Below are 12,915 nucleotides of genomic sequence, written 5' to 3' on the forward strand. Positions count from 1 at the left end.
GATGGGCATTATCGGCGAAAATATTGAACAGCGACGCGGAGACGTAATGGGCATTATTTTTGACAAACCCTTGATTGGCGTAGTGATGTGCCAGAACAACATTGGCAGCCATCCGGGTCAGACCGTTCATAACAAGTATCTTGATGCCATCGTGCTCGCTGATGGCCTGCCCCTCCCTTTGCCACATCAACTGATGCAAGCTCCTCATCTATTAGAAAACAGTATGACGCTGCTGGACGGTATTTTGCTCACCGGCAGCCCGAGTAACATTGAGCCCTGGCATTATGGTGAGGAAGGGGTGGAATCCCATGCCGACCCGGCGCGCGATCGTCTCGCTTTTGGTGTTATCACCCACGCGATGGGTAAAAAGATGCCGATACTGGGTATTTGTCGCGGTTTACAGGAACTGGTGGTGGCGAACGGCGGTGCGCTGCATCGTTACCTGCACCTGACGCATCAATTCCAGGAACATCGTGAAGATGACTCGCTACCACTGGAACAGCAGTACGCCCCGGTACATGAGGTAAAACCGGAAGCGGATGGCCTGCTCAGCCAGTTGCTCGGTAGCGATGCCGCTTTTGCGGTGAATTCTCTCCATCAACAGGGGATACGCGAACCCGGTCCCCAGGTGCGCATCGAGGCGCGCGCGGCCGATGGCCTGATAGAAGCGGTGAGTTTACGTCAGCACCCGTTTGCCCTGGCAGTGCAGTGGCATCCGGAGTGGCATTCGACCGACGATCCGGTTTCGCGCCGGTTGTTCGAAGCATTTATCCATGCTGCTGCTCGTTATCACAAGGAAAAACGACCATGAACGACGCCACTCTGGCGCCCGGACGACGTTTATCACAAATCCGCCAGGAGCTGGGATTATCCCAGCGCCGCGTTGCCGAATTATCCGGTTTAACTCACAGCGCCATCAGCACCATCGAGCAGGATAAAGTCAGCCCGGCGGTGAGTACCCTACAAAAACTGCTCAAGGTTTATGGCTTGTCCCTGTCGGAATTTTTTTCCGAACCCAAACAGGATAATACCCCACGGGTGATTATCCGCCCTGACGATCGTGTCGAGATCGGTAGCCTTGGGGTGTCGTTACAATTGATTGATAACGGTGTACCACAGCGCGCACTGGCGATGCTGCTGGAAAATTATGCTCCTGGCTCCAGCACCGGTGAAAAACTGCGCCATCCCGGCGAAGAGACCGGGACAGTGCTGGAAGGCGAAATCACCCTGGTGGTGAACGGCCAGAGTTATCACCTGTATGCCGGTGAAAGTTACGTGATCGATACCGGCTTGCCACACAGTTTTACCAATATGTCCGATCAGCCATGCCGGATTGTCAGCGCCCACTCTCCGGCAAATTTCTGACGTTTCGCGCATAAGGAGGTTGTGATGCAACATGTGGAGAGTTATTACGCCGCAACTGCGAATGCGCACCAGCCCTGGCCAGCACTGCAGGAAAGCATTCAGTGTGACGTGTGCATTATTGGTGGCGGCTTTACCGGGCTGTCATCGGCGTTGTTTCTCACCGAAGCTGGCTATGATGTGGTGGTGCTGGAAGCGGCGAAAATCGGCTTTGGTGCCAGCGGACGTAACGGCGGTCAGGTGGTGAACTCCTATAGCCGCGATGTTGATGTAATTGAACAGCGTTATGGCAAAGATACCGCGAAGATGCTGGGCAGCATGATGTTCGAAGGGGCAGACATTATTCGTGATCGCATCGATCGCTATGCCATCGCCTGTGATTATCGACCCGGAGGCATTTTTGCTGCGCTCAACAACCGCCAGATGGGACATCTGCGCAGTCAGAAAGCCAGCTGGGCACGTTATGGCAACCATGATTTAGAACTGCTTGATGAACGTGCTATCCGCCGGGAAGTGGCGACCGATCGCTATGTTGGCGGTCTGCTGGATAAACGCGGTGGACATTTGCATCCGCTGAATCTGGCGCTGGGTGAAGCCGAAGCGATTCGTCGGCATGGTGGGCGTATTTATGAACAGTCTGCCGCACTGAAAGTGGCATATGGCATGCCGAATCGGGTGAAGACCGCGCAGGGGGATGTCAGCGCCACTTTTGTGATTTTCGCCGGTAACGCCTATCTGCCTTCACAGCTGGAACCGCGTCTGAGTCGCAAAAGCATGCCATGTGGTTCGCAAATCGTCACCACTGAACCGCTCAGCCGCGACCAGGCGCTCGGGTTATTGCCAAACAATCATTGCGTCGAAGATTGTAATTATCTGCTGGATTACTTCCGCCTGACCGCCGATAACCGCCTGCTCTACGGTGGTGGTGTGGTGTACGGTGCGCGTGAACCCGATGATATTGAGACGCTGATTCGACCAAAGCTGTTGCGTACCTTCCCGCAACTGCGCGATGTACGGCTGAGTTATCGCTGGAGTGGTAATTTCCTGCTCACGCTATCGCGCATGCCGCAATTCGGCCAGCTGGAGAAAAATGTCTATTTTATGCAGGGCGATAGCGGGCATGGCGTAACCTGCACCCATTTGTCCGGCAAGCTGATAGCTGAAGTGCTACGTGGTCAGGCAGAACGTTTTGATGCCTTCGCCAGATTGCCTCACCTGCCCTTTCCGGGCGGCAGACGTTTTAAAATCCCCCTGACGGCAATGGGCGCGGCCTGGTATGCGTTACGGGATAGGTTGGGGGTGTAAAAAAGGGAGCTTTCGCTCCCTTTTAGATTCTGGCTTATTGAAGTGTGATGGGTTTGGCGAAGTTGCTGCATTGCAGCAGTTTTCCATCACCGGCAATTGACACACCGACCTGATAATTTCCTTTAAAATCCGTGACATCTGCCACAACGTTATAACCGGAATTGATTAAACCTGGCTTATGGAAATAATTCGCTACATCACCACGTGGCGCAGGCGTCATGGGTGTGTAAAAGCGTTGCCCCTGCTCGTTGGTCAGTGTTAACCATGCCCGTTCTGCGGGCTGATTATGTTCGATGGAAAACGCAGTCCAACCCGAACTCATCAGCCTGGTTTTAGCCTCTCCATCAAGTATAAAGCGTGACGATTCAACCGCATCAATACTGGCATCGCAGGTTGTTGTTACTTCAGATAATCCGACGGGTTTTTGAGCCGTGAATGCCTGCAATAATGAATTTTCAGCCTTAATATTATCAAAAGGATAGTTTTCCCAGCTTGCCTGGAAATCATCTTTGAAGTAGTGCCGATTCGGTGTCTCCAGCATCACTTCGATGACACGCTCTCCCTGCTGAGGGAAGCTATTGAGCCAGGGAGAAACCCAGACCCCACTCTGTGCGTTGATAATATTCAGACGGTAACGCTTAATTTCGCCGTTGGTCAGTTTATAATTCACGTAAAGAATACCACCGCGATATAACGCATTCTGCACTTTCGCCAGTAAAGTGAGATTCAATTCTGGTTTTAATTTCACTGCACCAGAGGTAAATTTAGGCACAGGAATCCATTCACCAAAATGCAAACTCACTTTGCCCAGGACTTGTGGTGTTAATGGTGCGCTCTGCGGTTTTTTCTTCAACAACATAACAGGCGTTCCTCTTTCTCCTGGGAAAGTACGGATTACCTGATAATGGCTCAATATCGCCGTCGACGTCAGAGGATCTTCATTGAGGACATATTTGTTGTCAAAGTCGTTATATGCCTCGCAATGTGGGTTGGTACACATCATGCTTGCCGTCCACAAGACATACTCTGAGGCATCATCACCGGCAAAAAATGCAGCATTAAGATTATCCAGCACCGGAGTCAATGTCATATAGTTTTGAAATGACGGGCGATGATGATAATTAAGTTTATTCGCTAATAAATACTCATTGCTATTGGGGTAGACATCAATTGTCTGACTGCCGATTTGTGCAACAACATCGGCTGGCAATATGTATTGAGGATAGTATCCGGCTGCTCGCGAAGCATAACTTTGTGAAAAATCCTCATGTACCATCAAGTCAGAAATTTTATTTGCACCGGGAAAAATGGATATACGCCCCATAGTGAACATCAATGCCACTATAAAAAACGCTAATCCTAACCACCTGCGCTTTGAGCTTATGACAAAAATCAGTGACATCAGAGCCACAGGGAAAATAAAATATCCAATATAATGGTCGGCACGTGAAAAGCCGATTTTCAAAAAAATCAACAGCAGGCCATTAATGGTTAACAATAATGACGGCTGGTTTTTAGCGAGAAAAAAATTAAAGCAAACAAAAACAAGAAAAATTATGATGTAAGTGGCATTTTTTAAACGCACATCATACGTCATATCAACAGAATTGCCAAAATTAAGCTGTGAGTTGATAACAGTATAATCAATCACACTACTGGCATGATGAAAGATAAGAAAACCAAACAAAAAGTAGAACGCGATCGAGGTAATCGAGAAAAGTAACACTGGCGAAAAATGACGTTTTATTACACCTGTTGAAAATAAATAGCTACCAAAGGTGAGCAGTGCAACCATGCCATAAAAAAAACGTAAATAAAATAAAAACGCGACAAAAACCCCAAGCAAAACCAATGTTTTCTTATTTTCCAACCATCGTTCCTGGCCAATTGAACGGCAATAAACTATGATAAAAAGAGGCAGGATAAAATAAATGGCCGCCGTATCAAAAACTCTTACCACGCCAACATAAACAATTGCTAAAAAGATTACAGCCCGATACTTGATCGCCAGGCGCAACATGATTGCCCAGCAAATTGCAGCATACAAACTGATAAAGACAGCAGAGGTCCAATATGAAAGCAGGGAATATTGGGCTACAATTTTCCCACTTAACCAGTACAATGGACCATAGCTAAAAAGAAAGTCCTGTGGGCCAGTAAAAAAATCTGGCACCACATTTATCCATTGCTCAGCGCTGCCCGCTGACCCAACATGAAGTGGCTGTTGACTTGTTGCGATAAAAATAATGGCAAATATAAAAACAAACAACTGAGCCAGACTAAATAATTCCGCCCTTGTTTTTTGGACTGTTACAACATTATCACGTGAGAATGCACACATACATCATCCTGATCATAGCAGAATTAATATTTAGTTATACTTACCAAAGCAGGCAGCAAAAAGAATCGACAACACTGACCAATTACCACGGATAGCGCTAATTTTAGTGGGAACTTCACCTTTCGGGTAACGACGGACTGTCGCAATTTCAAGGCAACGAAAACCCAGCTTTGGTGCGCGGTAAGAAAGATAAGCAAGGAGTTCATAAGTCGAAAAAATATCGCGGAAGGGTGCAATACGCGCGTCCAGTAACATCTTACGGCTGTAAGCCCGGAACCCCTGAGTCGTATCCGTCCATTTGAAACCTGAAAATACACTCAACATCGGCGCATGAATAAAACGGATCGCGAAGTCGCGTGAAGCAGGAGTATTTTCAGCCACACCACCTTTGACAAAACGTGATGCCTGCACAAAATCCACACCGTCTTTCAATGCCGCAATAAACTGCGGGATGGCATCGGGATCGTCTTTATCGTTACCATCAATAGTGACGATACCCTCATATCCCTGATCCAGCGCAAACGCATAACCACAGCGCAGTTGTGAACTGAGTTTGCCCGGCCCGGTTTTTAATAATAATCCGCTGACCTGCAACTGTTTCAGCGCTTCCAGCTCCAGAGAGCCATCGCGACTGCCACCATCAACAATGATAATGTCAGCGTAAGAAGCGACATTAATCGCCGCCATACGGGCCAGTAGATTCCGAATGCGTTCACCTTCATTGATTACAGGAATCACTACACAATAGTCATGTGTTTTGCCCTGCCACATCTGGCGCTCAAATGCAGGAACTTCCCAACCAGCACGAAGGGTTTGAGGTATTGATTCAGTCATAATATTTTCTGCTTATTTAACTTTTAGAGTAATCAAGGCGACGCCCGCCATCACCATAAAAATCCCGGCAATGGTTGACCAGTAAATTGGCTCACGAAACACTAATACCGAGAGTAGTGCCACACAAGCAATAGCACCTGAGGTCAGCACCGGGTGAGCAACATTTAATGGCAGGAAGGCCAGAGCGGCGGCATAAAGAAGGAAAGCCATACCATAGAGGAAAATACCCAGCCACAATGGCCAGTTAGACAACACAGCCAAAGGTTCTGCCAGGCTCGGCAACTTGCGAGGCGGTGTCATCGCCATCTTAATCAGTACGCTTGCGGAAGCATTGGATGCGATACCAAAAATCAGGATCAACCATTTCATATCGCGGCTCCTGCTGAGTCACGATAGTGGCGGGTCACAAAGTCCAGCGCTTCTTCAATGGCAGACAAAGGAGATTCGTTCTGTGTCATCAGCATTTCAATGGTAGCAACCCGCTGTGGCAGAGCATGATTGATGGCAGCGGCAACGGCGACATGATCCACCGCGCTACGACCGAGTGGAATAAGGTTAGGCTCGCTCAGATGAATATGCCCGATGATGTCAGCATCTCGCTGCATGATTTCACTGATATTCTCCTGATTGATCGCAATGGCACCAGTATCCAGCTGCATTTTAATGCCGGGGTGATTAACCTGACGCACCATGGCTGCGGCTTCAGCCGTTCCGGTCATGAAATTAGCGCCATAGCATTCAGGATTCGGCTCCAGGCAAATCACCACGCCTTCACGCTGAGCGATATGCCCCAGGCGATGGAAGAAATCGCTGGCGATGTCACAGGTGGCTTCGTCGCTTAAACCCTGGCGATCGCGATTCTTGGGGGAGCCAAAAACCAGAGCCGGAATACCCAGTCCGGCTGCGATGCGGCTGACAGCCTGCAAATGGTTCAGCATCTTTGCCTGAACAGCGGTGTCAGCAAACAGATTCAGCCCCTGGGTACCGAAAAGCAGCGATTGCATACCTGCCAGTGTAATCCCCTGCTGTTCCCAGCGCTGACGGACTACGGCGATATCGTTATCGCTGGCCTGCAATGGATCGGGAAAATATTTGCCCGGCGCAATATCGATAGCATTCACTTGCCAGCGGTGTAACAAGCGGCATACCGCCTCATCATCGGCAGGGTCCCAGGCGATATTTGAGATCGAAATTCTCATCCCGCTTTCCCGCCGTTTTCAGATTGAGCATAGGCACGAACAGCCATCAGTGATTCACGGCGATTGTATTGATAATCTGCATCGCTGGTGAATAGATGGCTATAACGGCTTTTCATACTGTAATTGCCCGGCTTGTCCTGCACGTGATTAGTAAATTCGAAGCCAAAGCCGTGTTTTGCCACATCAGCCACACTTACCGGTGCCGCAGTCAAATGCAGCAGCTTTATTTTATGCTGCAAGGCAATCTCGATGTCATACCACAGGTTGATCATGGGATAGAACTGGAACACACCGCGACTTTCGATTTGCGCGACGTTATTCTCATGCAAAAAATCATAAATGATATTTTTTTTCAGGCCCGGTCCAACGAGCCCTGGCAGACGCACAATCAGTGCATCGGGGAAGTGCTGGCTGACAAACTGCTCAAGATAGTAGCGATGTAAACCATACGCGTGTAACCCAGTCGTATCGATCGGGGTCGCTTCATCCACATTTACCGGATCTTTAAATACATCAACAGTGCTTATCAGAATAAACTGGCGGCAGGTCACCGTTTTTAATTTTTCGATCAGTGCTTCGATTTTCTGCAAATCGTCGGCAGGATCTTTATTCGCCAGCCATTTTTGCGCCGGTGCCCCCGCACACACCACCGTATCGAAAGTCTGTCCAACAATTTCATCAATGTTTGTTGAGCGATAGAGCGAATCGAACTGGCGCTGCTTCAACAGCGTAGTGCCAACAAAGCCAGAAAATCCAATTAGTGCGTCCATGTTACCCTCTGAGTAAATTAATTGTCGCGGCCAGTCTGTACGTTATTGGCTTCCGGCGCCAGCGATGTATCCATGACATTTACCCGGTTGGTATTCACCATAATTTCGCTGTTACGCTCATAAACCACCGCATACTCAGCCTGGGCGCTACTCTCGTCCAGTAATCGGCCTAAATATTCACCAAAAAATGCCATCATCACAAACTGAACGATAAACAATGAGCTCATGAACAGTATGGTGGTAGTCCATCCTTCAGCCACATTACCGCTAAGCAGATGAATGAACACGCTATAGCAGGCAAAAATGAAACCCGCGATACTCCCGCACATCCCCAACACTGACATCCAGCGTAACGGGCGGGAAGAGTTAAACACCATCAAGCGTAATAAACGTCGTAGAGACTCCACCACGTTCGCACCTTCAGACTCTTTAAACGGGGTATATTTCAACTCGCCCGCTGGATAGCCTGTTTTTTGAATGCGCAGGTAAAACTGATGGTGAAAACGGCCAATTCGCGTCACGGCATTGACTGCCCGACGGCTTAAGCAACGTAAACCGGTAGCATTACGAGGAATATCATAATCGATAGTGCGCAGTGCAACATTCATCAAACGGCGGATAATGCGGTAGCGCAGCGTGCGCACATGGCTCGACACCCCAACCACCACATCAGTACCACTCCGGCATTGATTCACGATGTCCGGCACGATATGTATCGGATCGGACAATGGGTTCCACAACACAACAAAGTCCCCGATGGCACTTTCCAAACCTGCCGCCAGCGCAACATCGTAAAACACCGCGCTGGAGAGCTGAATAATACGCACACAGGGAATATGTTTCAGTACACGGTCTTCAACTTCAGCATGTGTCGTGTTTAATCCTGGGGCGATAACAACTAATTCATAATCGCTATAGTTCTCATCTAACAGCGTGCCAAGTTTTGATAATGGCTCGTAGATGTTTTCCAGATGGTTCTGGATCACAATGACCACAGAGACAAATGATTCACTTTTTATCATTATTAATTCAGCTCTATCAGGCGCTCAATTTCATGCAACGCATCATAAATATTGTCAATCTTGCCACCCATCACGCAGTGCAATCCTTTTAAACCATGGTTGGCACGGAAAAGAATCGGGCGCGAATCGTCGCTGTCGCTGCGGGGTAAAATTGTTTTCACCTCCCAGATTGAGCGCTGATACTGACATTCGCTTAAACCGGGAACATATCGTTGTGCATCCCGCAGCATATGACCCCATGCCGACTGACGCGGGCTCTGATCATATTTAATGTGGGGATCTTCATAAGATTTACTGGCGACATCACTCCACTGGTTATGTGGCGTGTAGCGAACGTGGCTGAACGAATGCAGTTGCGCGGAGGGGAACGGCATGACCGAGAAAAATGGACCGCACATTAATGTCAGCCCCATTTTTTTGAATTCGTCAGGAACATCGACCAGACACATTTCTGTCATCTCATGACGTAACGGAATCAATGCCAGCCCTGAACCATCCAGCAGATAGTTGATGCGTGAATAAGTGCAGTTAAACACATGATCGGCATAAACTGTCTCCGGTTGACCGGAGATTGAGGTGAATACCTCAAGCCCATCGCCATACTGCCGGACTTTTTCCACCGTCGCATCTGTAACAATGCGCACATTAGCCGCTGACAGTCGTTCAATCATGAGGTCGCGCAGCTTGTGGGAATCAAATGCATATTCGCGAGTGGTGAACACGGAATCAATCAGCGCCGGGTTCATCAGACGTTTGACTGAAGCTGGCGCTTCGTCACATTCAGCACCAATACGCTGGCAGAAACGCAGGAATTGATCGCCAGTGACTTTGCTTAGTGACCCGGCAACCAGGTAATACTTAGCAAAATCATCATCTATACAGTCACGAAATTCATTAACGAAACGCGGAAAAGAGAGGCGCGATCGTAAAGCGGTAAGAATACTTCGAGGGTAATGATAGCCATTATGTACACGCGCCTGATTAACATATGACGCGCGTGACATTAGCTGTTGGCTTTTCTCAAAAATAGTGACCTGACAACCCTTTAACGCTAGCTGTTCCGCCAGATATAAGCCGAAAAAACCACCGCCAGCGATAACAATATTTTTCGCCGGGCCAGCCTTATTTTTTGAGACCTGTTGCATATGTGATCCCCAAACCTGACAAACCATTCTTAGGCAATGTCTGATACTTTTTTTGTGTCAGGAATGATACTGACTTTGCAATTAAAAGGAAACGAAAAGGAAAAGTTAAGATTGCGTTAGATCAGGTTCCAGGATAAAACAGATGCTTCTCGTACCTCACAGTGAAGATTCGGCGGCATAGCGTAGACAAATCAAGTATAAAAAAGCGACCTAACCCAAATACATAGCCATCTAATCACTCCAACCATACTAGAAACTTAACTCATCACACATCGCACTGCCGTCGATGATTTTTCCGACATTTCTGAGGTGCTCGCCAATAAATGTCAGCGGTGTCAGGTCAAGCTGAACCAGCGTCTTATCGGCCACGGTTTCTGACCGTAATGGGTTGCGTTCTTTCATCCCCCGGACTGATGCCATCCAACGAAGTCGAACTGGTGAAGATGTTTGAAGAGGTGGACATTGTTAGCGCTCGAATCTGCCCTTTCCGGACGGTAGACGTTTTAAATGCCCCTGACGGCGATTGGTGCTGCCTGGGATAAGTTAAAGGGCAGATTGGGAGTGTAAAAAAGGGAGCGGCAGCTCCCTCAGGATCAATTGACCCAACATGGTGAAATGATAACCTGCATTAACAATCCCTTGCTTCAGTGGCAGGCAAGTGTAAGGATCTGCACCTCACTTGCTACAGAACATTGCCATGCTGAAACTCTTTGCAAGATACACATCGGTAGGTGTGATCAACACGTTAATCCACTGGATCACCTTCGCCATCTGCGTCGAACGGGGTCTCCAGCAATCTTTGTCCAACTTCATTGCATTTCTCGTTGCTGTAACCTTCTCATTTTTTGCTAATGCCAAATGGACGTTCGGCTCAAATGCGACCACCATTCGCTACATCATGTATGTGTTCTTCATGGGAATGGTCGCCGTGATGATAGGTTCATATGCTGACAGAATGAAAATTAACCCGGTGGTGACGCTGGTCGTCTTCTCCGCAACAAGCCTGGTATGTGGATTTATCTATTCTAAATATATTATTTTCAGAGAACATAAATGAAAATATCTCTTGTTGTTCCTGTTCTTAATGAAGAGGAAGCACTACCCGTTTTTTACCATGCCATCCGTAATTTTCAGGGATTTGGCCATGATGATGTTGAAATAATCTTTGTCAATGATGGCAGTACCGACAATACCGAGACGTTACTTCAGCAAATTGAAGAGACCGACCCCCTCGTTAAACATATCTGCTTTACACGTAACTTTGGTAAAGAACCTGCATTATTTGCCGGACTTGAATCATCAACGGGTGACGTGGTTATTCCTATCGATGTGGATCTGCAGGATCCGATCGATGTCATACCTCGTCTGATCGCAAAGTGGCAAGAGGGAGCTGACGTCGTTCTGGCAAAACGTGTTGATCGTTCGTCCGATAGCCACCTGAAGCGCAAAAGTGCTGAATACTTTTATAAATTGCACAACATGATCAGCAAGCCGCAGATTGAAGAGAATGTGGGTGATTTCCGCCTTATGTCTCGTGAAATCGTTGATAATATAAAACTTCTGCCTGAGAAGAATTTGTTCATGAAGGGCATTCTTTCATGGGTCGGTGGCCGTACTGCAGTTGTGGAATATACCCGTGCTGAGCGGATTGCCGGTTTGACAAAGTTTAATGGCTGGAGGCTATGGAATCTGGCGCTTGAAGGGATTACCTCGTTCTCCACCTTCCCTTTACGTGTGTGGACATATATTGGCTTTTTCGTCGCCGGATTATCATTCCTTTATGGCATCTGGATGATTATCGACAAGCTGATTTGGGGCAACCCTGTGGCGGGTTATCCATCAATCCTCGTGTCGATTTTGTTTCTTGGTGGCGTTCAGTTAATTGGTATTGGGGTACTTGGTGAGTACATCGGAAGAATTTATGTCGAGGCTAAGCAAAGACCGAGATATATTATTAGAAATAAAAATAACAACTCATGAAAATATGTTCACGTGCCACACGCTGAAAAATCGGCGGCGACACGCGAAGGAAGACCATGAAATAAAGTGACTTAACCCAAAGGCATCGTCATGGGGTCACTCCAGCTATATTCGAAACCGAGCTCATCGCAAATCGCCCTGCCGTCGATGCTTTTTCCGACATCCCCCTGGGTCTCGGCCACAAATGTCGGCGGAGTCAGGCCTAGCTGACGTGCCACCGTGGGGTAAAACTCACTGCGTGTCGGATGTTTTGGCGCGCACAGGTTATAAACGCGCCCGCCTTTCGGCGTCTGCAATAGCAAGACGATGGCTTCCACTACATCATCCAGATGCACCAGATTCACCACATGCGAGCCATCACTTAAATCAGTTTTCCCGGCAAGAAAGCGTCCGGGGTGACGATTTGGCCCCACCAACCCGGCGAGGCGCACGATATCCACGCTGGTGCCCGGCAAATCATGCAGCCAGTTCTCCAACGCCACCAGCGTTTTACCGGCCACAGTTTCTGGCCGTAACGGGCTGCGTTCTTTCATCACCCCAGGACCGGGCCCATACACCGATGTCGAACTGGTGAAGATGATGCGCGGGACTTTGTAAGCCAGTGCCGTGTCCACCACGTTTTGCACCGCCTGCATATAGTCTTCACCGCCCTGCACCGTTCGGCTGGCGGGCAAGGTCACGACCAACGCATCCACCGACAGAAGCGTATTCAAATCGTCGGCTTCACACTCCAGTTCCGGCGTCAACACCAGCTGACACGCCTCAATACCGCAGCGGCGTGCCGCATCTACCCCATCCGGCGAGGTTTTGCTGCCCGTCACCTGCCAGCCGCGTGCCGTTAGCGCCATCGCCAGCGGCATGCCCAGCCATCCCAGCCCTACAATCGCGACCTTTTTCATATCGACTCCTGGCTTCGCTGCTCAAAGACATTTCATCTTAGTGCTGTCGTCTGTGTCA

General features: G+C 48.6%; 14 protein-coding genes. 5 read left to right on the forward strand and 9 right to left on the reverse strand.

Annotated elements, in window-relative coordinates; translation table 11 throughout:
• Window positions 1-46 precede the first annotated feature (46 nt).
• The 3 genes from puuD to AC6I8X_RS12785 are packed head-to-tail and all read left to right on the forward strand — an operon-like array spanning window position 47 to window position 2,667.
• Entirely contained in the window at window positions 47-811 is a 765-nt protein-coding gene (puuD, locus tag AC6I8X_RS12775; RefSeq protein ID WP_313684061.1) for a gamma-glutamyl-gamma-aminobutyrate hydrolase, read from the forward strand.
• On the forward strand, window positions 808-1,365 hold the full coding sequence (puuR, locus tag AC6I8X_RS12780) for an HTH-type transcriptional regulator PuuR (protein ID WP_299449327.1): 558 nt from the start codon (window positions 808-810) through the stop codon (window positions 1,363-1,365). The genes puuD and puuR overlap by 4 nt, the downstream gene beginning before the upstream one ends.
• A gap of 24 nt (window positions 1,366-1,389) precedes the next feature.
• Window positions 1,390-2,667: an NAD(P)/FAD-dependent oxidoreductase gene (locus tag AC6I8X_RS12785; protein ID WP_497839919.1), complete on the forward strand. Its 1,278-nt coding sequence runs from the start codon at window positions 1,390-1,392 to the stop codon at window positions 2,665-2,667.
• Window positions 2,668-2,701: 34 nt separating this feature from the next.
• Here AC6I8X_RS12785 and AC6I8X_RS12790 read toward each other — a convergent pair whose 3' ends face one another.
• The 8 genes from AC6I8X_RS12790 to AC6I8X_RS12825 form a co-directional block, all read right to left on the reverse strand.
• The gene (locus AC6I8X_RS12790; protein WP_497839920.1) at window positions 2,702-5,008 is read right to left on the reverse strand and encodes a hypothetical protein; all 2,307 of its coding nucleotides are present in this window, start codon (window positions 5,006-5,008) and stop codon (window positions 2,702-2,704) included.
• A gap of 30 nt (window positions 5,009-5,038) precedes the next feature.
• Window positions 5,039-5,842 carry a glycosyltransferase family 2 protein gene (locus AC6I8X_RS12795; protein ID WP_313684054.1) on the reverse strand — a complete coding sequence of 268 codons (804 nt, stop codon included), beginning with the start codon at window positions 5,840-5,842 and terminating at the stop codon, window positions 5,039-5,041.
• A gap of 12 nt (window positions 5,843-5,854) precedes the next feature.
• A complete protein-coding gene (locus AC6I8X_RS12800; protein WP_299449309.1) occupies window positions 5,855-6,211 on the reverse strand; it encodes an EamA family transporter in 357 nt (118 codons plus the stop codon).
• A complete protein-coding gene (locus AC6I8X_RS12805; RefSeq protein WP_497839921.1) occupies window positions 6,208-7,041 on the reverse strand; it encodes a sugar phosphate isomerase/epimerase family protein in 834 nt (277 codons plus the stop codon). The genes AC6I8X_RS12800 and AC6I8X_RS12805 overlap by 4 nt, the downstream gene beginning before the upstream one ends.
• A complete protein-coding gene (locus AC6I8X_RS12810) occupies window positions 7,038-7,811 on the reverse strand; it encodes an NAD-dependent epimerase/dehydratase family protein (RefSeq protein WP_497839922.1) in 774 nt (257 codons plus the stop codon). The genes AC6I8X_RS12805 and AC6I8X_RS12810 overlap by 4 nt, the downstream gene beginning before the upstream one ends.
• 17 nt (window positions 7,812-7,828) lie before the next feature.
• Complete coding sequence (locus tag AC6I8X_RS12815; protein ID WP_497839923.1) at window positions 7,829-8,833, reverse strand: glycosyltransferase family protein; 1,005 nt, start codon at window positions 8,831-8,833, stop codon at window positions 7,829-7,831.
• 2 nt (window positions 8,834-8,835) lie between these two features.
• The gene (locus AC6I8X_RS12820; protein WP_497839924.1) at window positions 8,836-10,005 is read right to left on the reverse strand and encodes an NAD(P)/FAD-dependent oxidoreductase; all 1,170 of its coding nucleotides are present in this window, start codon (window positions 10,003-10,005) and stop codon (window positions 8,836-8,838) included.
• 222 nt (window positions 10,006-10,227) lie between these two features.
• On the reverse strand, window positions 10,228-10,380 hold the full coding sequence (locus AC6I8X_RS12825) for a hypothetical protein (protein WP_313683150.1): 153 nt from the start codon (window positions 10,378-10,380) through the stop codon (window positions 10,228-10,230).
• Between the two features lie 295 nt (window positions 10,381-10,675).
• On the opposite strand from AC6I8X_RS12825, the gene AC6I8X_RS12830 reads away from it, so the two are divergent.
• Window positions 10,676-11,035 carry a GtrA family protein gene (locus AC6I8X_RS12830; RefSeq protein ID WP_167379248.1) on the forward strand — a complete coding sequence of 120 codons (360 nt, stop codon included), beginning with the start codon at window positions 10,676-10,678 and terminating at the stop codon, window positions 11,033-11,035.
• On the forward strand, window positions 11,032-11,958 hold the full coding sequence (locus tag AC6I8X_RS12835) for a glycosyltransferase family 2 protein (RefSeq protein ID WP_497839925.1): 927 nt from the start codon (window positions 11,032-11,034) through the stop codon (window positions 11,956-11,958). The genes AC6I8X_RS12830 and AC6I8X_RS12835 overlap by 4 nt, the downstream gene beginning before the upstream one ends.
• 71 nt (window positions 11,959-12,029) lie before the next feature.
• Here the strand turns inward: AC6I8X_RS12835 and AC6I8X_RS12840 are convergent, their stop codons facing one another.
• Complete coding sequence (locus AC6I8X_RS12840; protein WP_313683148.1) at window positions 12,030-12,857, reverse strand: SDR family oxidoreductase; 828 nt, start codon at window positions 12,855-12,857, stop codon at window positions 12,030-12,032.
• Between the last annotated feature and the right edge of the window lie 58 nt (window positions 12,858-12,915).

It is taken from the genome of Pantoea sp. X-Soil-TKNS-1280, from assembly GCF_059730475.1.

Bases quoted from the DNA above. Each gene is read 5' to 3' on its own strand.
- puuD (WP_313684061.1), top strand. From the start codon at position 47: ATGGGCATTATTTTTGACAAACCCTTGATTGGCGTAGTGATGTGCCAG.
- puuR (WP_299449327.1), top strand. From the start codon at position 808: ATGAACGACGCCACTCTGGCGCCCGGACGACGTTTATCACAAATCCGC.
- AC6I8X_RS12785 (WP_497839919.1), top strand. From the start codon at position 1,390: ATGCAACATGTGGAGAGTTATTACGCCGCAACTGCGAATGCGCACCAG.
- AC6I8X_RS12790 (WP_497839920.1), bottom strand. From the start codon at position 5,008: ATGTGTGCATTCTCACGTGATAATGTTGTAACAGTCCAAAAAACAAGG.
- AC6I8X_RS12795 (WP_313684054.1), bottom strand. From the start codon at position 5,842: ATGACTGAATCAATACCTCAAACCCTTCGTGCTGGTTGGGAAGTTCCT.
- AC6I8X_RS12800 (WP_299449309.1), bottom strand. From the start codon at position 6,211: ATGAAATGGTTGATCCTGATTTTTGGTATCGCATCCAATGCTTCCGCA.
- AC6I8X_RS12805 (WP_497839921.1), bottom strand. From the start codon at position 7,041: ATGAGAATTTCGATCTCAAATATCGCCTGGGACCCTGCCGATGATGAG.
- AC6I8X_RS12810 (WP_497839922.1), bottom strand. From the start codon at position 7,811: ATGGACGCACTAATTGGATTTTCTGGCTTTGTTGGCACTACGCTGTTG.
- AC6I8X_RS12815 (WP_497839923.1), bottom strand. From the start codon at position 8,833: ATGATAAAAAGTGAATCATTTGTCTCTGTGGTCATTGTGATCCAGAAC.
- AC6I8X_RS12820 (WP_497839924.1), bottom strand. From the start codon at position 10,005: ATGGTTTGTCAGGTTTGGGGATCACATATGCAACAGGTCTCAAAAAAT.
- AC6I8X_RS12825 (WP_313683150.1), bottom strand. From the start codon at position 10,380: ATGAAAGAACGCAACCCATTACGGTCAGAAACCGTGGCCGATAAGACG.
- AC6I8X_RS12830 (WP_167379248.1), top strand. From the start codon at position 10,676: ATGCTGAAACTCTTTGCAAGATACACATCGGTAGGTGTGATCAACACG.
- AC6I8X_RS12835 (WP_497839925.1), top strand. From the start codon at position 11,032: ATGAAAATATCTCTTGTTGTTCCTGTTCTTAATGAAGAGGAAGCACTA.
- AC6I8X_RS12840 (WP_313683148.1), bottom strand. From the start codon at position 12,857: ATGAAAAAGGTCGCGATTGTAGGGCTGGGATGGCTGGGCATGCCGCTG.